The sequence below is a fragment of the Enterobacter sp. BNK-13 genome, assembly GCF_048685015.1.
Classification (GTDB): domain Bacteria; phylum Pseudomonadota; class Gammaproteobacteria; order Enterobacterales; family Enterobacteriaceae; genus Enterobacter; species Enterobacter quasiroggenkampii.
Window position 1 is genome coordinate 2,446,518 of the sequence record NZ_JBLQTP010000001.1, and the last position, 18,708, is coordinate 2,465,225.

Sequence of the window (18,708 nt, forward strand, 5' to 3'; positions counted from 1 at the left end):
TTTCTAACAATAACAGTAAGTTACTCAGTAACGATCGTCTGTACCTGTGCAGGTCCCGGGTTATACCAGCCCCAGCCCGGGTAGCCATAGCGATAAGGATGCGGACCCCACATCCACGGATCGATCGGCTGCGGCGGCATGATCACCTGCTGGGCCAGCCGCCAGCGCTTGTATCCGTTGACCTGCATGGTCATAAATTTATACGGCGTGTTGCCGATTTTGCCCTGTACGGCGCCGGTAATCGGCCCGACGACGGTCACCAGCTGTCCGCGAAAATCGACCGGATCGAGGAACCCGCTGACGTCCGCATAGATACGTCCCCGGGAGGCCTCGCCCAGTACAGGCCGCGCGCCGCTGTCCAGCGGAACGGTGGCGATCTCCAGGCGGGTTTTCCCCTGCTGGTTTTGTACGTCAATCACCTTACCGCCAAAGCGCGCTTCCTGGCCCACGTACAGCTCAGGCGCATTCATCACCCGAACCAGATCCTGCTGTGGCGTCGGGCTGCTGCCCTTAATCGCATCAGGAACGGAAACGCATCCGCTCAGTGCTATGGCAACCGCGCCTGCCATAATAAGGCGTACTACTTTAGTCTGAACCGCCATGATGCGACTCCTTTTTCTCAGTTCCTGTTACTGAGATTCACTCGCGGCCCGGAAGTTTCTTCCACGCGACGGTGTTTCGCAAATAAACCGGTTCCGCCTGTTCAACAGCCACGGTTTTGCCTGCTGCGAGCAACTGGCTGGCAATCGGAAGCATATCTTCCGCAGCCGGCAAAAGCATGTTGCCGTCCACCAGCGTCAACCCGGTGTCGTTCGCCATCTCAGGCCACGCTGGCCAGCCCGTGCCGACGGTCGCCCACTCGCCGGACAGCTGCTTCAGTCGTTCTGTCACCGCTTCTGGCTTAAGCACGGCCTCCGTCTCTTCACCGTGCCACACGCCCTGCTCGTCACGGGTGTATTCGGCCCAGTAGACTTCGCCCATGCGGGCATCAATCGCTGCCAGGACGCGCGTTGCCCCGGTCGTGCGCCATGCGCCCTGCGCCATGGTGGCGAGGGTAGAGACACCGATCATCGGCAGTTCGGCGCCCAGCGCCAGCCCCTGCGCAATGCCAATCCCGATACGTACGCCCGTAAAGCTGCCGGGGCCGCGGCCAAAGGCCAGCGCGTCGAGGTCGGTTAAGGAGGTGTTTCCCTGGGTTAAAATGGCTTTTACCAGGGGCAGAATGCGTTGGGTGTGTTCCCGTGGGCACTCTTCGAAATGGGCAGAAACAGCACCGTCGTTCAACAGAGCAACAGAGCAAGCCTCTGTCGCGGTATCAATAGCCAGAATTCGCATCGGTCGTCGCGCTCTCGCAAGGGTCAGTCACAAAATGGCGCGCATCTTAGCACACTCCGGGGTAAATTACTCCGCCGTTGGGTTTGCCAGGAAACGCACCGCGCGTTTTATGTCCCGCGTCCGCGACGCGGGCGGCAGGCTTGCAAGGAAAGTCGCACCGTAAGGACGCATCACCAGCCGGTTATCGCAGATGACCAGCACGCCGCGGTCGGTGACGTCACGGATTAAGCGCCCTACCCCTTGCTTAAGCGTAATGACCGCATCCGGCAGCTGAACCTCGTCAAACGGATCGCCGCCGCGCAGGCGACAGTCTTCCATCCGCGCCTTCAGCAGCGGATCGTCCGGGGAGGTAAACGGCAGCTTATCAATGATCACCAGCGAAAGCGTGTCGCCGCGCACGTCCACCCCTTCCCAGAAGCTGCTGGTTGCGACCAGCAGGGCATTACCGGCACTCACGAACTGCTGCAGAAGCTGGCCTTTGCTGGTTTCGCCCTGCAACAGCACCGGCAACGTCATCGTAGCGCGAAACTGCTCGGCGAGGTCGCGCATCATGGCGTGGGAGGTGCAGAGCATAAAGCAGCGGCCGTTATTGGCCTCGATCATTGGCTTCAGCATCGCCGCCAGCAGACGGGCCGCACCCGGCTGGTTGGGAAGCGGCAAATTGCGCGGCACGCAGAGCAGCGCCTGCTTTTCGTAATCGAACGGGCTGGGCAGAAGCAGCGATTCCGCCTGCTCAATGCCGAGGCGCTCGGTGAAGTGGTGCAGATCGTCATTCACCGACAGGGTTGCCGACGTAAAGATCCAGCTGCCCGGCTTCTGCGCCATCACCTCTTTAAATTTATCCGCCACCGTCAGCGGCGTCAGCGCCAGGGTAAAGTGGCGCGAGGTGCACTCGTACCAGTAGCTGTAACCCGGCTGGTTAATCTCTTTCAGTCGTTTGAGCCGCCCGCGATAAAGCGTGGCGCGCTCGAAGGCCGCATCCAGCAGCGCGGAGCGGCCGAGTGACAGTTTTGCCACGTCGTAGCAGAGCTCAAGCGCATCATCGAGCAGCAGCAGCGCGCGCTGGATGTTTTTGTCCGCCAGCAGCTCGCGCAGGTTACCACGATAGCCCGGCTCGCCGAGCTGTAAACGGAAATCCTGCGCGCTCTGCGCCAGACGGTCGGCGCACTTCTGCAGCTGCTGGGTATCTTTGAGTTCGGTCCGGTAAGCAATGGTGAAATCTTTCGCCAGATCCTGCAGCTGACGGCTGGAGAGCGACTGACCAAAGTACTGGCTGGCGATGTCCGGCAGCTGGTGGGCTTCGTCGAAGATCATCACGTCCGCTTCCGGGATCAGCTCACCAAAGCCGCTGTCCTTAACCACCATATCCGCAAGGAACAGATGGTGGTTCACCACCACCACATCCGCATCCATCGCCGTTTTGCGCGCTTTCACCACGAAGCAGTCTTTATACAGCGGGCAGTCGCTGCCGAGGCAGTTGTCGTTGGTGCTGGTCACCAGCGGCCAGGCGGGAGAGTCTTCCGGCACGCTCGCGCAGGTGCTGATATCGCCCTCTTCGGTCTGGTTCGCCCAGGCGCGAAGGATAATGACGTCGCTCAGGGTTTGCACCGGCAGGTCGCCGCCCGCCAGCGCCTGCTGCTCAAGGCGTTCCAGACAGAGATAGTTGGAGCGCCCCTTCAGCAGGGCCAGACGGCCTTTATATTTCAGCGCCTTTGCCACGGTGGGCAAATCGCGGCTGTAGAGCTGATCCTGCAGCGCCTTCGAACCGGTGGAAATAATCACCTTCTTTTTCGCCCGCAGCGCCGGCGCAAGGTAAGCATAGGTTTTACCCGTGCCGGTACCGGCTTCGACCACCAGCGGCTGAGCCTTATCGATGGCGCGTGCAACGGCGTGCGCCATCTGTCGCTGAGGCTCTCGGGGTTTGAAGCCGGGGATAGCCTGCGCTAATTGACCTTCAGGGGAAAAATCGTCTGCCACGGTGCTCTCTCACTGTATTTTTGCACAGGGATTATGTCAGCCCATCCACTCATGTGCCACCCCAAATAGTGACGACGGATGAACAATATGGCAGTCTTGCCGCCTGACGACGAAAAATAACGAGGAAACGTTTATGACAATTGTGCGCATTGATGCCGAAGCCCGCTGGTCTGATGTGGTGATCCATAACCAGACGCTCTACTACACCGGCGTCCCGGCTAACCTGGACGCGGATGCGTTCGAGCAGACGGCCAATACCCTGGCGCAGATTGACGCGGTGCTGGAAAAACAGGGCAGCGACAAATCACGGATTCTGGATGCGACGATTTTCCTGGCAAACAAAGATGACTTCGCGGCAATGAACAAAGCCTGGGACGCGTGGGTGGTGGCGGGTCACGCGCCTGTACGTTGCACCGTACAGGCCACGCTGATGAAGCCGGAATACAAGGTAGAGATTAAGATTATCGCGGCGGTTTAAGCCCGATCACTCTTCATCTTCATCCTCGAAACGCGCCACGATCCGCTCGCCGGTATGTGTGGCGCGCAGTTCTTCCGCCACCTGGGAAATCGCCTGTCCGCTGCTCATCCCCTGGGACATCAGTTCCTGAATTCGCTCAACCGCTTTCTGCTGCTGTTCATGGCTCAGAGAAGGTAAACCTGCAAACATCGTCAACTCCTGCTAAATTATTCGCGCTAATTATTTCACGCTGCCCGGTAGTATGCCACACATGAACATGCGCTTCCCCACTGTTATTACCCTGCCCTGGCGGACAGACGCCGCTGAATACTGGTTTTCCCGCCTGAGCCATCTTCCGTTTGCGATGCTGCTGCACTCCGGTCATGCGGACCATCCCTATAGCCGCTTTGATATTCTGGTCGCCGATCCGCTGAAGACGCTGACAACCGATGACCTGTCGCTGACGGACGATCCCCTGGTGCAGCTTCAGCACGACATTAACGCGCTGGGCTTATCTGCCACACCCAACCCGGACCTTCCTTTTCAGGGGGGCGCGCTGGGCCTGTTTGGCTACGATTTGGGTCGCCGTTTCGAAACGCTGCCCGAGCATGCGCAGGCTGATATTCCCCTGCCCGACATGGCCGTGGGGCTGTATGACTGGGCGTTAATTGTCGATCACCAGAAAAAAACGGTTTCCCTGCTGAGCCATCGTGACGTGCAGGCGCGTCTGGCCTGGCTTGAGGCGCAACAGGCTGCACCCGCAGAGACGTTCACGCTGACCTCCGGCTGGCGCTCGAACATGAGCGCCGCGGAATATGCCGAAAAATTCGCGCGCGTTCAGGCGTATCTGCAAAGCGGCGACTGCTATCAGGTTAACCTCGCCCAGCGCTTCGAGGCGACCTATCGGGGAGATGAGTGGCAGGCGTTTACCCGCCTTAATGCCAGCAATAAGGCGCCGTTCAGCGCCTTTGTGCGTCTGGAACAGGGGGCGATCCTCAGCCTCTCGCCCGAGCGCTTTATTCATCTGGCCGAGGGCACGATCCAAACCCGCCCGATTAAGGGCACGCTTCCACGCCTTGCCGATCCTGATGCCGATCGCCAGCAGGCGGAAAAACTGGCCGCCTCGCCAAAAGACCGCGCCGAAAACCTGATGATTGTCGATCTGATGCGTAACGACATTGGCCGGGTGGCCGTGCCGGGCAGCGTCCGCGTGCCGGAACTGTTTGTCGTTGAGCCTTTCCCGGCGGTGCATCATCTGGTCAGCACCATTACCGCGCGGCTGCCTGACTCGCGCACGGCCTGCGACCTGCTGCGCGCCGCGTTCCCGGGCGGCTCCATCACCGGCGCGCCGAAGGTGCGGGCAATGGAGATCATTGATGAGCTGGAGCCCCACCGCCGTAATGCCTGGTGCGGTAGCATCGGCTATATCAGCCTGTGCGGCACGCTGGATACCAGCATTACCATCCGTACGCTGACCGCCTGCAACGGAAACCTTTACTGTTCGGCCGGGGGCGGCATTGTTGCCGACAGCCAGGTCGATGCGGAATATCAGGAAACCTTTGATAAAGTTAACCGTATCCTGAAACAACTGGAGTAAACACGGGTGGAAAAAGAGAATCTGACGCTGGATGACTTTTTATCTCGCTTTCAGCTATTACGACCGCAGGTCAACCGCGAAGCGCTGAATCAACGTCAGGCGGCCGTGCTGATCCCGGTCGTGCGTCGCGCGCAGCCGGGCCTGCTGCTCACCCAGCGTTCCGCCCATTTACGCAAGCACGCGGGTCAGGTCGCTTTTCCGGGGGGCGCGGTAGACAGTTCCGACGCCTCGCTGATTGCCGCCGCGCTGCGCGAAGCGCAGGAAGAGGTTGCCATTCCGCCGGAGGCCGTTGAGGTCATCGGCGTGCTGCCGCCCGTCGACAGCGTCACCGGTTTTCAGGTCACGCCGGTAGTCGGCATTATCCCGCCGGGCCTGCAGTATCACGCCAGCGTCGATGAAGTCTCCGCGGTGTTTGAAATGCCGCTGGAAGAAGCCCTCCGACTGAGTCGTTATCACCCGCTGGATATTCAGCGTCGTGGGCATGACCATCGGGTCTGGTTGTCCTGGTATCAGCATTATTTTGTCTGGGGCATGACGGCGGGCATTATTCGTGAGCTGGCGTTGCAAATCGGCCTGAAGCCTTGACTATACTTTACATTCCGCCCTCTTCTGCCAGGTTTGCGATCTGCGTCGCGCTATTAGCAAAACCCATCGTTAACCATTAGTTTAATTCATGTGAATAGTTAAGCCGAGGTCGGTGTTCCCTCTTACACTATGCGCAGTTATAACATCGTTACTGGAACCCCGGTAACCCTGTCAGGAGTGTGAAAGTGATTAGTATATTCGACATGTTCAAAGTGGGAATTGGCCCTTCGTCTTCCCATACTGTTGGCCCGATGAAGGCCGGTAAACAGTTCGTCGATGATCTGGTCGAAAAAGGATTACTGGAAAGCGTTACCCGTGTCGCCGTGGATGTTTACGGCTCGCTGTCATTAACGGGTAAAGGCCACCACACCGATATCGCCATTATTATGGGTCTGGCAGGCAATATGCCGGATACCGTTGATATTGATGCCATCCCGGCATTCATCCGCGACGTGGAAACACGCGGCCGCCTGCTGCTGGCAAACGGCCAGCAGGAAGTCGATTTCCCGCAGGATGACGGCATGCGTTTTCGCAGCGACAACCTGCCGCTGCATGAAAACGGCATGACCATTCACGCTTATAGCGGTGAAAAAGAGATCTACAGCAAAACGTACTACTCCATCGGCGGTGGTTTCATCGTGGATGAAGAGCATTTTGGTAAAGACAGCGTCGGCGACGTCAGCGTACCGTACCCGTTCAAATCGGCGACCGAGATGCTGGGTTACTGCAAACAGACCGGTCTTTCCCTGTCCGGCATGGTGATGCAGAACGAACTGGCCCTGCACAGCAAACAAGAGATTGAAGACTATTTTGCCAACGTCTGGCAAACCATGCGCGCCTGTATCGATCGCGGGATGAACACCGAAGGGGTTCTGCCGGGTCCGCTGCGCGTGCCGCGTCGTGCCTCTGCTCTGCGTCGTATGCTGGTGACCACGGACAAATTCTCCAACGACCCGATGAACGTGGTCGACTGGGTGAATATGTTTGCACTTGCGGTTAACGAAGAGAACGCCGCCGGTGGCCGCGTCGTGACGGCGCCAACCAACGGCGCGTGCGGTATTGTTCCTGCGGTGCTGGCGTATTACGACCACTTTATTGAGCCCGTGACGCCGGACATCTATATCCGTTATTTCCTGGCAGCAGGTGCCATCGGCGCGCTGTACAAGATGAATGCCTCCATTTCCGGTGCGGAAGTGGGCTGCCAGGGTGAAGTCGGCGTGGCCTGCTCCATGGCGGCGGCAGGTCTGGCAGAGCTGTTGGGTGCAAGCCCTGAGCAGGTCTGCGTGGCGGCTGAAATCGGTATGGAACATAACCTCGGTCTGACCTGCGATCCGGTCGCGGGCCAGGTGCAGGTGCCGTGCATTGAGCGTAACGCGATTGCCTCGGTGAAAGCCATCAACGCCTCACGTATGGCGATGCGCCGTACCAGCGAACCTCGCGTATCGCTGGATAAGGTGATTGAAACCATGTACGAAACGGGCAAAGACATGAACGCGAAATACCGCGAGACGTCCCGTGGTGGCCTGGCCATTAAGGTGCAGTGCGACTAATACTGCCTTTCGCCCATCTGCAACGGATGGGCGAATTTCCCTCTTCTTCCTCGTCTCCTTCTGCTTTCCCCACTACACTTTCACTGTTGCGTCCGGCTTTTGTGGCTGGTGGCTTATCAGGCGACCGTTCATGCAAACTGCACAAACGATCATTAAAAACTATCGCCGAAAACGCGTTATCGTCTGTGTGACGGTTGCGCTCCTCACGCTCATCCTGACGCTGGGCATTCGCTTTATTTCCCAGCGCAACGTTAACCAACAGCGGATCCTCGATTTTACCAGCCATACCGTTCGCGCCCTTGATAACGTTCTGCTTTCGCTGGAAAACCACCGCAACGTGCTGCAGCCGCTGGTGGGACAGCCCTGCCCGCAGGTGCAGCTGGCGCTGCGACAGCAGGCCGCCATTTTGCAGACGGTACGTTCTATCGCCCTGATTAAAGACGGTATCCTGTATTGTTCGAGTATTTTCGGCAGCCGCAGCGAGCCTGTTCGTGACTTCCTTCAGGAACTCCCCGCCAGCACGGCGAAGCTGATTTTATCGACCGACCAGTGGCTGCTTAAGGGCAGCCCTATTTTGATCCAGTGGTATCCCGTCTCCCAGGACGGTGAAGAAGGCGTCGTCGAGATTATTAATATCGACCTGATCGCCAGAATGATCCTCGAGCCCCAGCGTCCGCTCATCAATGACGTGGTGCTGACAGTCGGCGATCGTTTTTTACGCTACGGTCAACGCGTCACCGACAGCCTGACGTTTGATGAGGAGAGCGCCCTTTTCCAGCAGTCATCTACCCGAAATCCTTTCACCATTACGGTCAGCGGACCTGGCCCCGGTGAGTTAGCCTTAAAAAGCCTGCCCGCCCAGCTGCCGCTGGGGCTGATGCTCAGCCTGCTGCTGGGCTATCTCGCCTGGCTGGCGACGGCAAACCGGATGAGCTTTACGTGGGAGATCGATATGGGCATTGCGGCGCGGGAATTTGAGCTTTTCTGCCAGCCGCTGGTGAATGCCCGCACCCAGGCGTGCACGGGCGTTGAGATCCTGCTGCGCTGGAATAACCCCCGTCAGGGTTGGATCACCCCGGAGGTGTTTATCCCTCTGGCAGAAGAACATAACCAGATTGTCCCCCTGACCCGCTATGTCATCGCCGAAACGGTGCGCCAGATAGGCTACTTCCCGTCCAGCGCCGGTTTCCACATCGGCATTAACGTTGCCGCCAGCCATTTCCGTCACGCTGTACTGGTACAGGACCTGAACCGTCTCTGGTTCAGCGCCAATCCGCGACAGCAGCTGGTGATTGAACTCACGGAACGGGATGCGCTGCTGGACGCGGATTATCGCATCGTGCGCGAACTGCATCGCAAAGGCGTGAAGCTCGCTATCGACGATTTTGGCACCGGGAACAGCTCCCTCTCCTGGCTTGAGAAGCTGCATCCGGACGTTCTGAAAATTGACCAGTCCTTTACCACCGCCATTGGTACGGATGCCGTGAATTCAACGGTGACGGACATGATCATTGCGCTGGGCCAGCGGCTGAATATCGAGCTGGTTGCGGAAGGGGTCGAAACGGAAGAGCAGGCGCGCTATTTACGCCGTCATGGCGTTCCAGTCCTGCAGGGCTTTTTCTATGCGCGGCCGATGCCGCTACGGGACTTTCCAGACTGGCTGGCGGGAAGTGCTCCCCCGCCAGCGCGTCATAACGGGCACATCGTACCCTTAATGCCACTGCGTTAAGCAGACTTACTCATCTTCGTCGTGGGCAGATTGTTCTTTAACAATACGAACCATATCAACGCGATAGTCGTTGGCTTCGACAATGGTAATGTGCAGCGGCGGCAGCTCGATCACATCGCCAACACGCGGGATCTGGCCATTTACGGCGATAACCAGACCGGCAACGGTCGCGATGTCTTCTTCATCGTTGACCACGTTTTCCAGCCCCAGCGTGTGCGAGAGCGCGTGCAGGTCGGTGGTACCTTTAACCAGCCAGCCTTCGCCATCGGCAACAATTTCCGGCGTTTCGTCTTCATCCGGGAATTCACCGGCGATCGCTTCCAGCACGTCCAGCGGTGTCACCAGCCCCTGCACCACGCCAAACTCGTTGGTGACAATAACAAAGCTACCGCGAGCGCGGCGCAGCACCCCGAGCAGGTTGATCGGATCCAGCGTTTCCGGCACCACAATCGCAGGCGATGCAGCAGCAACGGCTTCGACGTTAACGCCCTCTTCCAGGGCGACCAGCATCTCTTTCGCCCGCACCACGCCGATGATCTCATCCAGTTCACCACGACATACCGGGAACAGGCTGTGCGGTGAAGAGAGCAGCTGCTGGCGAATTTCATCAACGCTCAGGTTAGCATCGACCCAGCTGATCTCCCCGCGCGGCGTCATGATGCCGCGCAGCGAACGGGAGGCCAGAGAGAGCACGCCGTTAATCATGTAGCGTTCCTGTTCCACAAACGCCCCTTCCGGGACCGGAACCGGGTTGTGGTTTTCGGAATCAGACTGCACGTTCACCTGACGACGACCGCCCATCAGGCGCAGAATGGCATCCGCGGTCCTGGCGCGCAGCGGCTGATTTGACTGCTGCTTGATAAAGTTACGGCGCGCAATCTGGTTGAACAGCTCGATCAGGATCGAGAAGCCAATCGCGGCGTACAGGTAGCCTTTCGGAATATGGAAGCCAAAGCCTTCCGCCACCAGGCTCAGACCAATCATCAGCAGGAAGCTCAGACACAGTACCACCACCGTTGGATGCTGGTTCACGAAACGCGTCAGCGGTTTCGACGCCAGCAGCATGACCGCCATCGCAATAACCACCGCTGCCATCATGACCGGCAGATGGTTCACCATGCCGACCGCCGTGATCACCGCATCCAGCGAGAAGACCGCATCCAGCACCACGATCTGCAGCACCACCACCCAGAAACTGGCATAGCCTTTACCGTGCCCATCATCGTGCTGACGGTTTTCCAGCCGCTCATGAAGTTCTGTCGTCGCTTTGAAGAGCAGGAATATCCCCCCGATCAGCATGATCAAATCACGGCCGGAGAAGGTGTAATCCATGACGGAGAACAGCGGTTTGGTCAGCGTGACCATCCACGAGATGACGGAGAGCAGCCCCAGTCGCATGACCAGCGCCAGCGAGAGTCCAATCAGACGCGCTTTATCACGCTGTTTTGGCGGCAACTTATCCGCAAGGATGGCGATAAACACCAGGTTATCAATGCCGAGAACGATCTCCAGCACGACCAGCGTGAGCAATCCCACCCAGATTGACGGGTCCATTAAGAATTCCATGACAAGCTCCTGCTAAAGGAATGACGAAACGGTGCCCCACTCAATGTGGGCAAAACAGAGGCAGACAGAGACGATACGTGGCGAGGATCGCCGGTGAAAAAGGCGCGAAATGGCCTGGAAGATGACTGACGTCGGTGACGGTCCATATAGTGGGCTGGAGCCCTATACTCCTGAACAATTAAACGGATGCTAAACATATCAGAGAGACTGTGTTTTTAGCAAAGATTTACGTTCCTTTGCAAAGTTCTGTAACACAGCGGCTTTACGCTACAGATAATTCTGTAACGCGTGGCTAAATTACGGATCTTCATCACATAAATTATTTTTTCACTATCTAAAATAATTCGCGGAAGTCTTAGTTTTTTGAACTCTAACCCTTATCTGAATCGATTCGGTTCGCCAATACGATTCTCAGTACGACTGCCTGGCAGGCGTATTAATGATAATAAAAGGAGGTAGCAAGTGACCATTGCTATTGTCATAGGCACACATGGTTGGGCTGCTGAGCAGCTACTCAAAACGGCAGAGATGCTGTTGGGCGAGCAGGAAAACGTCGGCTGGATCGATTTCGTTCCCGGTGAAAACGCCGAGACGCTGATAGAGAAGTACAACGCTCAGCTCGAGAAGCTGGATACCAGCAAAGGCGTGCTGTTTCTCGTTGATACATGGGGCGGCAGCCCGTTCAATGCTGCCAGCCGCATTGTCGTCGATAAAGAGCACTATGAAGTTGTCGCCGGGGTAAATATTCCCATGCTGGTGGAAACCCTTATGGCACGCGACGACAATCCGTCCTTCGATGAGCTGGTTGCACTGGCCGTTGAAACCGGCCGCGAAGGGGTTAAGGCCCTGAAGGCACAGCCGGTTGAAAAACCTGCCCCTGCGCCTGCAGCGGCACCGAAAGCGGCGGCACCGGCAAAACCGATGGGCCCGAATGATTACATGGTGATCGGCCTTGCGCGTATTGATGACCGCTTAATCCACGGTCAGGTAGCCACGCGCTGGACCAAAGAGACCAACGTTCGACGCATTATCGTGGTCAGCGACGAAGTGGCCGCTGATACCGTACGTAAAACCCTTCTGACTCAGGTTGCTCCTCCTGGCGTTACCGCGCACGTTGTGGATGTCGCCAAGATGATTCGCGTATACAACAACCCGAAATATGCGGGCGAACGCGTGATGCTCCTGTTCACTAACCCGACAGACGTTGAGCGCATTGTTGAAGGCGGCGTGAAAATCACCTCCGTTAACATTGGTGGTATGGCATTCCGTCAGGGCAAAACGCAGGTCAACAACGCCATTTCAGTCGATGCGAAAGATATCGAAGCATTCAACAAGCTGAATGCACGCGGTATTGAGCTGGAAGCCCGTAAGGTTTCCACGGACCAGAAACTGAAAATGATGGATTTGATCGGCAAAGTTGGGAAATAAGCCCGCGCCGGTTTTTCACATAATGCTTATGTAATAGGAGAAGTACAATGGAGATTACCACTCTTCAGATTGTGCTGGTGTTCGTGGTCGCATGTATTGCGGGTATGGAATCCGTACTTGATGAATTTCAGTTCCACCGTCCTCTGGTGGCCTGTACGCTGATTGGGGCCGTTCTGGGTGACATGAAAACCGGTATCATCATCGGTGGTACCCTGGAAATGATCGCCCTGGGCTGGATGAACATCGGTGCGGCGGTTGCGCCCGATGCCGCGCTGGCCTCTATCATTTCTACCGTTCTGGTTATTGCCGGTCACCAGAGTATTGGTGCAGGTATCGCCCTGGCAATCCCGCTGGCAGCCGCAGGCCAGGTTCTGACCATCATCGTTCGTACTATCACCGTTGCCTTCCAGCACGCGGCGGATAAGGCGGCCGACAACGGCAACCTCACGGCCCTGTCATGGATCCACGTTTCATCCCTGTTCCTGCAGGCGATGCGTATCGCAATCCCGGCGGTTATCGTCGCGATCTCTGTGGGTACCAGTGAAGTCCAGAGCATGCTGAACGCCATTCCTGAAGTGGTCACCGGCGGCCTGAACATCGCGGGCGGTATGATCGTGGTCGTTGGTTATGCGATGGTCATCAACATGATGCGCGCAGGCTACCTGATGCCGTTCTTCTACCTCGGCTTCGTGACCGCGGCCTTCACCAACTTCAACCTGGTTGCACTGGGTGTGATCGGTGCGGTGATGGCGATTCTCTACATCCAGCTCAGCCCGAAATATAACCGCGTCGCGGGTGCCCCAGCGCAGGCTGCTGGTAACAACGATCTCGATAACGAACTGGACTAACAGGTGAGCGAAATGGTTGATATGACAAAAACTACCACCGAGAAAAAACTCACTCCGGGTGATATTCGTGGCGTGTTCATCCGTTCTAACCTGTTTCAGGGTTCATGGAACTTCGAACGTATGCAGGCGCTGGGTTTCTGCTTCTCCATGGTACCGGCGATCAAACGCCTGTACCCGGAAAACAACGAAGCACGCCGTCAGGCCATCAAGCGTCACCTGGAATTCTTTAACACCCATCCTTACGTTGCGGCCCCCGTACTGGGCGTAACGCTGGCGATGGAAGAGCAGCGTGCAAACGGCGCAGAGATTGACGATGGTGCCATCAACGGTATCAAAGTCGGTCTGATGGGTCCGCTGGCCGGTGTCGGTGACCCTATCTTCTGGGGTACCGTGCGTCCGGTCTTCGCGGCACTGGGTGCCGGTATCGCGATGAGCGGCAGCCTGCTTGGCCCGCTGCTGTTCTTCATCCTGTTCAACGCCGTGCGTCTGCTGACCCGTTACTACGGCGTGGCCTACGGCTACCGTAAAGGGGTGGACATCGTTAAGGACATGGGCGGCGGCTTCCTGCAGAAACTGACTGAGGGGGCGTCAATCCTCGGCCTGTTTGTCATGGGCGCGCTGGTAAACAAGTGGACGCACGTGAACATCCCACTGGTGGTATCGACCATCACTGGACAGGATGGTCAGACCCGCGTCACCACCGTGCAGACGATTCTGGATCAGCTGATGCCGGGCCTGGTCCCGCTGCTGTTGACCTTCGCCTGTATGTGGCTGCTGCGTAAGAAAGTGAACCCGCTGTGGATCATCGTTGGCTTCTTCGTCATCGGTATTGCGGGCTACGCCGTCGGCCTGCTGGGTCTGTAAGTATCAATGCTATAGGCCGGGGGCTTGCCCCCGGTTTTTTTTATCTGGAGGATGAATGACTGTCACGGACATCGTACTGGTTTTATTTGTTGTTGCCCTTCTGGCTTACGCGATCTATGACGAGTTCATTATGCCCCGCCGTCACGGCGAGACGCTGCTCTCCCTTCCCCTGCTACGACGCGGGCGCGTGGATGCCTTTATCTTCGTGGGTCTCATCGCCATTCTTATTTACAATAACGTCACCAGCCATGGTGCATTATTAACCACATGGTTATTATGTGCGCTGGCATTAATGGCGATTTATCTGTTCTGGATCCGCACGCCAAAAATCATTTTTAAATCCCACGGATTCTTCTTCGCCAATGTATGGATAGAATATAACCGTATTAAAGAGATGAATTTATCCGAAGACGGCGTGCTGGTGATGCAATTAGAACAACGCCGCCTGCTTATTCGGGTGAAGAATATTGATGACCTGGAAAAGATATACAAGTTACTCGTTAAAACTCAATGAGTTAGATATATAGCAACGGCTATATCCTGTGTTTATTTTGCGCAAGAAATATAGCCGAAGCTATATCCTCACCGCTAATTTGAACGCTATTTGTTAACGATATTTTCACGATTAAAGACAAATGAAAATCGTTATCAACAAACGTTTTAAATAATGCCTTTTCATTGTTGTTTTATATTCTCAAAATATGTTAAGGTTGCGCCCGTCGTTGGGGAGTAGCCGATTTCCTGTTCACAGGAAATGTACGTGTCAACATACTCGTTGAAAAACGTGGCACGTACGGATCGCTTACCGCACATCTTATGTGCATTGCGATCAGGCGAGACCATAGATACATCAACTGCTGTTTACTGGGGGCAGTGATGTGTCATATGGATATCCCCGGTCTGGACGCTGTTATGAATATCTCCGCTACGATCCTTCTCGCTTTTGGCATGTCCATGGACGCATTCGCTGCTTCCATCGGAAAAGGTGCCACGCTACACAAACCTAAATTCTCAGAAGCCCTGCGTACCGGCCTGATTTTTGGCGCTATCGAAACGCTGACCCCGCTTATCGGCTGGGGACTTGGCATGCTCGCCAGCCAGTTCGTGCTGGAGTGGAACCACTGGATTGCCTTCGTCCTGCTGGTGTTCCTCGGAGGCCGAATGGTCATTGAAGGTTTCCGCGGCGGTGATGATGAACACGAGGAGCCGCAGCATCGCCACGGCTTCTGGCTGCTGGTCACCACCGCAATTGCCACCAGCCTTGATGCGATGGCCGTTGGTGTGGGTCTGGCATTTCTGCAGGTCAATATTATCGCCACCGCGCTGGCTATTGGCTGTGCAACCCTGATTATGTCCACGCTGGGCATGATGGTCGGACGGTTTATCGGCCCGCTGCTGGGTAAACGCGCCGAGATCCTCGGGGGGATTGTGCTGATTGGCATTGGCGCCCAGATCCTCTGGGCACACTTCGCCGGTTAATCTTCGCGCTGCCAGATGTGGATGCTGAAGTCCGTCTGGCAGCGAAATGTTGAATGTGCCGCCAGCGTTTCCCACACCTCCGGTTTTGCCCGCCACGCGAACGGCGTCATCTGCAATAACGCGACGGCCTCTTCCCCTTTCAGCGTCATTTCGTACGCCACTGATTCCGCCTGCTTCAGGGTAAAACCGCCCAGCTGCTCTGAATGCGGGGCATGCAGACGCACTTCGTCGTAGATCAGCCCTTTCAGCTCCATCAGATGACGCGGGCCTGGGGTCACGGTGACCACCGATCCACCCGGCTTCACCACGCGCGCCAGCTCCTCTGCCTTACACGGCGCGTAGATACGGATAACCGCGTCCATGCTGGCATCGTCAAACGGCAGCCGGTGGCTGGAGGCCACGCAGAACGTCACGTCGGTATAACGCTTTGCCGCCGCGCGTATGGCCACTTTCGACACGTCCAGACCGAATGTCTGCGCGCCCTTCTCACGAGCAACCTCGGCAAACCGTGCGGTGTAGTATCCTTCCCCACAGCCGATATCGAGCATGGCGGTGGCTGAAGCAGGCAGAATATCATTGAGCATCTGCGTGACGGCCTCCCGCAGCGGCAGATAGTGTCCGGCATCGAGAAACGCGCGGCGAGCCCGCATCATCTCAGCACTGTCGCCAGGATCGCGGGAACGCTTATGCTGTACCGGCAGAAGATTCACGTAGCCTTCTTTTGCCCGGTCAAACTGATGCCCCTGCGGGCAGGTATACCGTTTATCAGAGTGCGTCAGGGGGGCGTGGCAAAGGGGACAGCTGAAGGACATGGCAACTCCGGAGCATAATCAAAGGGCGAAGTGTACCGCTATTCGCCCCTGTTATAAACGCCCGGTTAGCGCATGACGATAAGGTGATCGGATCCCGCCGGTAACCCGTCAGGTTTGATATTCTCCAGACGCAGCACGTTACCCATAATCTCACTGAAGACAGGGGCAGAGACGGCCCCGCCGTAGTAAGCCCCGTTTTGCGGATCGTTAATCACCACCACCAGGGCAAAACGCGGATTGCTGGCAGGGGCAACCCCCGCCGTGTAGGCGACGTATTTATCGACATACTTCCCGCTATCATCAATTTTCTTCGCCGTACCGGTTTTCACCGCCACCCGGTAATCACGCACGGCAGCCTTAACGCCTCCGCCACCCGGCAGCGCAACGCTCTCCATCATGTGCTCCACTTCATGGGCAATCTCTTCCGGCATGACGCGATGCCCGATAACGGGGGGATCGATGCGGGTGATCGAGAGCGGACGCTCAAGCCCGTACCCACCAATCGTGGCGTAGACGTGGGCCAGCTGGAGCGGCGTAACCATCAGCCCGTAGCCGAAGGCAAAAGTCGCGCGATCGAGCTGGCTCCAGTATTTACGCTGTGGCAACAGCCCCGAGCTTTCCCCCGTTAAGCCAAGCCCCGTATTGGTGCCAAAACCAAAGTTTCGATAGGTATCGATGAGATGCTGGACAGGCATCGCCAGCGAAAGTCGGGAAACGCCGGTGTCGCTCGATTTTTGCAGGATCCCGGTCATCGTCAGCTCAGGGTAAAAGCCCACGTCGCGAATGCGATGTCCGTCAAGGGTATACGGGTGGGTGTCAATCACGCTGTCCGGCTGGACCAGCCCCTGCTGCAGGGCCGTCATCAGCACCAGCGGCTTGACGGTCGAACCAGGTTCGAACGTATCGCTGATTGCGCGGTTGCGGAAATCGTTTATCGTCGCCCCTTCACGATTATTGGGGTTAAAATCCGGGTAGCTCGCCATGGCGAGGATTTCCCCGGTTGGGATATTAATGAGCACCGACGCCCCCGACTCGGCCTTGTTCCAGGCCACGGCATTGTCGAGCGCATCTTCGGTGATGGTTTGCAGCCGCTCGTCAATACTTAACTGGATGTTATGCGCCGGTGCGGGCGCAATTTCGGTCAGGTTTTCAACCACGCGTCCATAGCGATCTTCCCTTACCTGACGCACACCCGGCTTGCCGGTGAGTTGCGCGTTGAAGCTCTTTTCCACACCTTCGATGCCCTGCCCGTCAATATTGGTGAAGCCAATCAGGTTCGCTGCCACATGGCCAGCAGGATAAAAACGGCGGGACTCATCGCGCAAATTGATGCCGGGCAGATTCAGTTTGTCGATCCACTTTGCCTGCGCAGGATCGACCTGACGGGCAAGGTAAATAAAACGGCCCTGTGGGTTGGCGTTGATGCGTGCCGAGAGTGTGCCGAGGGAGAGATGCAGCGCGCTGGCCAGCGCCTGCCAGCGCTCATCAAGCCCAACGCCCCCTTTTGCCAGCACCGTTTTAGGATCGGCCCAAACGGCCTGGACAGGCACGCTCACCGCCAGGGGACGACCCTCACGATCCATTATCATGCCGCGCGGCGCATCAATCGCCAGCTGGCGTAGGGATCGCATATCCTCCTGCTTCACCAGATTGTCAGGCTTGATGATTTGCAGCCAGGCAACGCGGCCCAGCAGAAAAGCCAGACTACAAAAAATAGCTAAACAGAGCAGAGCAAAACGCGCCGGCGTGAAATTTCCAGTTGCTGTTATCAATGTCTTCTTCACCTGAACCCCAGGGCTGTAAAACAACGCCCTGATTTAACGGGAAAAGACGGCGAGAAGGTGGCGAAACAGTGCTACTAACCTCGCAGCTTTGCAACAAGTTACTAACAAGACCGCGGATGGTAATATTTTGAAAGATAAGGAACATAAAAAAGCCCCGCGACAGGCGAGGCTTTATGTCTGAGAGTGAAGTGCCGGGCACTTCAGTCAGCAGCGGTTCGATCAGATAGCAGTTACGTTAACTGCAGCTGGGCCTTTCTGGCCGTCCTGAATTTCGAACTCAACGTTCTGGCCTTCAGCCAGAGTTTTGAAGCCGTTACCCTGGATTGCAGAGAAGTGTACGAACACGTCTTTGCTGCCGTCAGCAGGAGTAATGAAACCAAAACCTTTAGACTCGTTGAACCACTTAACTTGACCTTTAATCTTTGCCATTTTGCAAAATTCCTTAGAGTGTTTTCTTAGCCCGCAGGCATTAACTGAGATAAAACTGAGACATTACTGCATGAGGCACTAATATAAGGTTCGGCAGAGAAGCGGTATTCAACGACAACGTGTTTACTCAGGACTTCTTTACTGAAAATGCCACACATAAACAGAACTGTACCTCGTTTGACCCAAAACGTGTTATCACACACTATGTTTAATATGGCAAGCCATTTTTAAACATGTCTCGATCCGCCGCACAAATTCGAACAGTGCC

Annotated in this window: 19 protein-coding genes, 1 pseudogene and 1 riboswitch; of the genes and pseudogenes, 10 read left to right on the forward strand and 10 right to left on the reverse strand. The window is 56.5% G+C overall.

Annotation, left to right across the window (positions count from 1 at the left end; translation table 11 throughout):
• Positions 1-20: 20 nt before the first annotated feature.
• From ACMGGQ_RS11815 to ACMGGQ_RS11825, 3 genes are all read right to left on the reverse strand, one after another.
• A complete protein-coding gene (locus tag ACMGGQ_RS11815) occupies positions 21-602 on the reverse strand; it encodes a Slp family lipoprotein (RefSeq protein ID WP_028018678.1) in 582 nt (193 codons plus the stop codon).
• Positions 603-639: 37 nt separating this feature from the next.
• On the reverse strand, positions 640-1,335 hold the full coding sequence (gene tsaB, locus ACMGGQ_RS11820) for a tRNA (adenosine(37)-N6)-threonylcarbamoyltransferase complex dimerization subunit type 1 TsaB (protein WP_045908240.1): 696 nt from the start codon (positions 1,333-1,335) through the stop codon (positions 640-642).
• Positions 1,336-1,401: 66 nt separating this feature from the next.
• Positions 1,402-3,312, reverse strand: coding sequence for an ATP-dependent DNA helicase (locus ACMGGQ_RS11825; protein WP_420290074.1), 1,911 nt, complete (start codon positions 3,310-3,312; stop codon positions 1,402-1,404).
• Positions 3,313-3,445: 133 nt separating this feature from the next.
• Between ACMGGQ_RS11825 and ACMGGQ_RS11830 the strand changes: the two genes are divergently transcribed.
• Positions 3,446-3,790, forward strand: a complete 345-nt coding sequence (locus tag ACMGGQ_RS11830) for a RidA family protein (RefSeq protein ID WP_008500498.1) — start codon at positions 3,446-3,448, stop codon at positions 3,788-3,790.
• A 6-nt stretch (positions 3,791-3,796) separates the two neighbouring features.
• On the opposite strand, the gene ACMGGQ_RS11835 is transcribed toward ACMGGQ_RS11830, so the two are convergent.
• Positions 3,797-3,979 carry a YoaH family protein gene (locus ACMGGQ_RS11835; RefSeq protein ID WP_008500497.1) on the reverse strand — a complete coding sequence of 61 codons (183 nt, stop codon included), beginning with the start codon at positions 3,977-3,979 and terminating at the stop codon, positions 3,797-3,799.
• Between the two features lie 61 nt (positions 3,980-4,040).
• Here ACMGGQ_RS11835 and pabB point away from each other — a divergent pair, with 61 nt between their 5' ends.
• From pabB to ACMGGQ_RS11855, 4 genes are all read left to right on the forward strand, one after another.
• Positions 4,041-5,366, forward strand: a complete 1,326-nt coding sequence (gene pabB, locus ACMGGQ_RS11840) for an aminodeoxychorismate synthase component 1 (protein ID WP_420290567.1) — start codon at positions 4,041-4,043, stop codon at positions 5,364-5,366.
• A 6-nt stretch (positions 5,367-5,372) separates the two neighbouring features.
• On the forward strand, positions 5,373-5,951 hold the full coding sequence (locus ACMGGQ_RS11845) for a CoA pyrophosphatase (protein WP_048029449.1): 579 nt from the start codon (positions 5,373-5,375) through the stop codon (positions 5,949-5,951).
• Positions 5,952-6,136: 185 nt separating this feature from the next.
• Entirely contained in the window at positions 6,137-7,501 is a 1,365-nt protein-coding gene (gene sdaA / locus ACMGGQ_RS11850) for an L-serine ammonia-lyase (protein WP_008500494.1), read from the forward strand.
• Positions 7,502-7,631: 130 nt separating this feature from the next.
• Positions 7,632-9,230, forward strand: a complete 1,599-nt coding sequence (locus ACMGGQ_RS11855) for a cyclic diguanylate phosphodiesterase (protein WP_048029448.1) — start codon at positions 7,632-7,634, stop codon at positions 9,228-9,230.
• Positions 9,231-9,236: 6 nt separating this feature from the next.
• Here the strand turns inward: ACMGGQ_RS11855 and yoaE are convergent, their stop codons facing one another.
• A complete protein-coding gene (yoaE, locus tag ACMGGQ_RS11860; RefSeq protein ID WP_008500492.1) occupies positions 9,237-10,796 on the reverse strand; it encodes a CNNM family cation transport protein YoaE in 1,560 nt (519 codons plus the stop codon).
• A complete protein-coding gene (locus ACMGGQ_RS11865; protein ID WP_420290075.1) occupies positions 10,784-10,993 on the reverse strand; it encodes a protein YoaL in 210 nt (69 codons plus the stop codon). Before ACMGGQ_RS11865 ends, yoaE begins: the two co-directional genes overlap by 13 nt.
• Positions 10,994-11,258: 265 nt before the next feature.
• Here ACMGGQ_RS11865 and manX point away from each other — a divergent pair, with 265 nt between their 5' ends.
• The 5 genes from manX (at position 11,259) to mntP (ending at position 15,415) form a co-directional block, all read left to right on the forward strand.
• Positions 11,259-12,224, forward strand: a complete 966-nt coding sequence (gene manX, locus ACMGGQ_RS11870) for a PTS mannose transporter subunit IIAB (protein WP_045908235.1) — start codon at positions 11,259-11,261, stop codon at positions 12,222-12,224.
• Between the two features lie 47 nt (positions 12,225-12,271).
• Positions 12,272-13,072: a PTS mannose transporter subunit IIC gene (manY, locus tag ACMGGQ_RS11875; protein WP_024909729.1), complete on the forward strand. Its 801-nt coding sequence runs from the start codon at positions 12,272-12,274 to the stop codon at positions 13,070-13,072.
• 12 nt (positions 13,073-13,084) lie between these two features.
• Positions 13,085-13,936: a PTS mannose transporter subunit IID gene (locus ACMGGQ_RS11880; protein ID WP_006810994.1), complete on the forward strand. Its 852-nt coding sequence runs from the start codon at positions 13,085-13,087 to the stop codon at positions 13,934-13,936.
• Positions 13,937-13,991: 55 nt separating this feature from the next.
• Entirely contained in the window at positions 13,992-14,450 is a 459-nt protein-coding gene (locus tag ACMGGQ_RS11885) for a DUF986 family protein (RefSeq protein WP_048029444.1), read from the forward strand.
• A 198-nt stretch (positions 14,451-14,648) separates the two neighbouring features.
• Positions 14,649-14,838, forward strand: a riboswitch (yybP-ykoY riboswitch).
• A gap of 10 nt (positions 14,839-14,848) precedes the next feature.
• Positions 14,849-15,415 (forward strand): manganese efflux pump MntP, encoded by a 567-nt coding sequence (mntP, locus tag ACMGGQ_RS11890; protein ID WP_045908281.1) that lies wholly within the window; start codon positions 14,849-14,851, stop codon positions 15,413-15,415.
• Here mntP and rlmA read toward each other — a convergent pair.
• The 4 genes and pseudogenes from rlmA to ACMGGQ_RS11910 form a co-directional block, all read right to left on the reverse strand.
• Complete coding sequence (gene rlmA / locus ACMGGQ_RS11895) at positions 15,412-16,227, reverse strand: 23S rRNA (guanine(745)-N(1))-methyltransferase (protein WP_111966419.1); 816 nt, start codon at positions 16,225-16,227, stop codon at positions 15,412-15,414. The two genes, mntP and rlmA, sit on opposite strands and share 4 nt — an antisense overlap.
• A gap of 65 nt (positions 16,228-16,292) precedes the next feature.
• Positions 16,293-18,011, reverse strand: coding sequence for a peptidoglycan glycosyltransferase FtsI (ftsI, locus tag ACMGGQ_RS11900; RefSeq protein WP_045908232.1), 1,719 nt, complete (start codon positions 18,009-18,011; stop codon positions 16,293-16,295).
• Positions 18,012-18,230: 219 nt separating this feature from the next.
• On the reverse strand, positions 18,231-18,440 hold the full coding sequence (cspE, locus tag ACMGGQ_RS11905) for a transcription antiterminator/RNA stability regulator CspE (protein ID WP_001062678.1): 210 nt from the start codon (positions 18,438-18,440) through the stop codon (positions 18,231-18,233).
• 13 nt (positions 18,441-18,453) lie between these two features.
• Positions 18,454-18,598, reverse strand: a pseudogene (locus ACMGGQ_RS11910) (DUF2627 domain-containing protein).
• Positions 18,599-18,708 lie beyond the last annotated feature (110 nt).

Coding starts and splice junctions, on each gene's coding strand:
- ACMGGQ_RS11885 (WP_048029444.1), top strand. CDS start 13,992: ATGACTGTCACGGACATCGTACTGGTTTTATTTGTTGTTGCCCTTCTG.
- ACMGGQ_RS11880 (WP_006810994.1), top strand. CDS start 13,085: ATGGTTGATATGACAAAAACTACCACCGAGAAAAAACTCACTCCGGGT.
- ACMGGQ_RS11855 (WP_048029448.1), top strand. CDS start 7,632: ATGCAAACTGCACAAACGATCATTAAAAACTATCGCCGAAAACGCGTT.
- manY (WP_024909729.1), top strand. CDS start 12,272: ATGGAGATTACCACTCTTCAGATTGTGCTGGTGTTCGTGGTCGCATGT.
- yoaE (WP_008500492.1), bottom strand. CDS start 10,796: ATGGAATTCTTAATGGACCCGTCAATCTGGGTGGGATTGCTCACGCTG.
- ACMGGQ_RS11835 (WP_008500497.1), bottom strand. CDS start 3,979: ATGTTTGCAGGTTTACCTTCTCTGAGCCATGAACAGCAGCAGAAAGCG.
- cspE (WP_001062678.1), bottom strand. CDS start 18,440: ATGGCAAAGATTAAAGGTCAAGTTAAGTGGTTCAACGAGTCTAAAGGT.
- mntP (WP_045908281.1), top strand. CDS start 14,849: ATGAATATCTCCGCTACGATCCTTCTCGCTTTTGGCATGTCCATGGAC.
- rlmA (WP_111966419.1), bottom strand. CDS start 16,227: ATGTCCTTCAGCTGTCCCCTTTGCCACGCCCCCCTGACGCACTCTGAT.
- ACMGGQ_RS11815 (WP_028018678.1), bottom strand. CDS start 602: ATGGCGGTTCAGACTAAAGTAGTACGCCTTATTATGGCAGGCGCGGTT.
- tsaB (WP_045908240.1), bottom strand. CDS start 1,335: ATGCGAATTCTGGCTATTGATACCGCGACAGAGGCTTGCTCTGTTGCT.
- ACMGGQ_RS11830 (WP_008500498.1), top strand. CDS start 3,446: ATGACAATTGTGCGCATTGATGCCGAAGCCCGCTGGTCTGATGTGGTG.
- ACMGGQ_RS11865 (WP_420290075.1), bottom strand. CDS start 10,993: ATGTTTAGCATCCGTTTAATTGTTCAGGAGTATAGGGCTCCAGCCCAC.
- pabB (WP_420290567.1), top strand. CDS start 4,041: ATGAACATGCGCTTCCCCACTGTTATTACCCTGCCCTGGCGGACAGAC.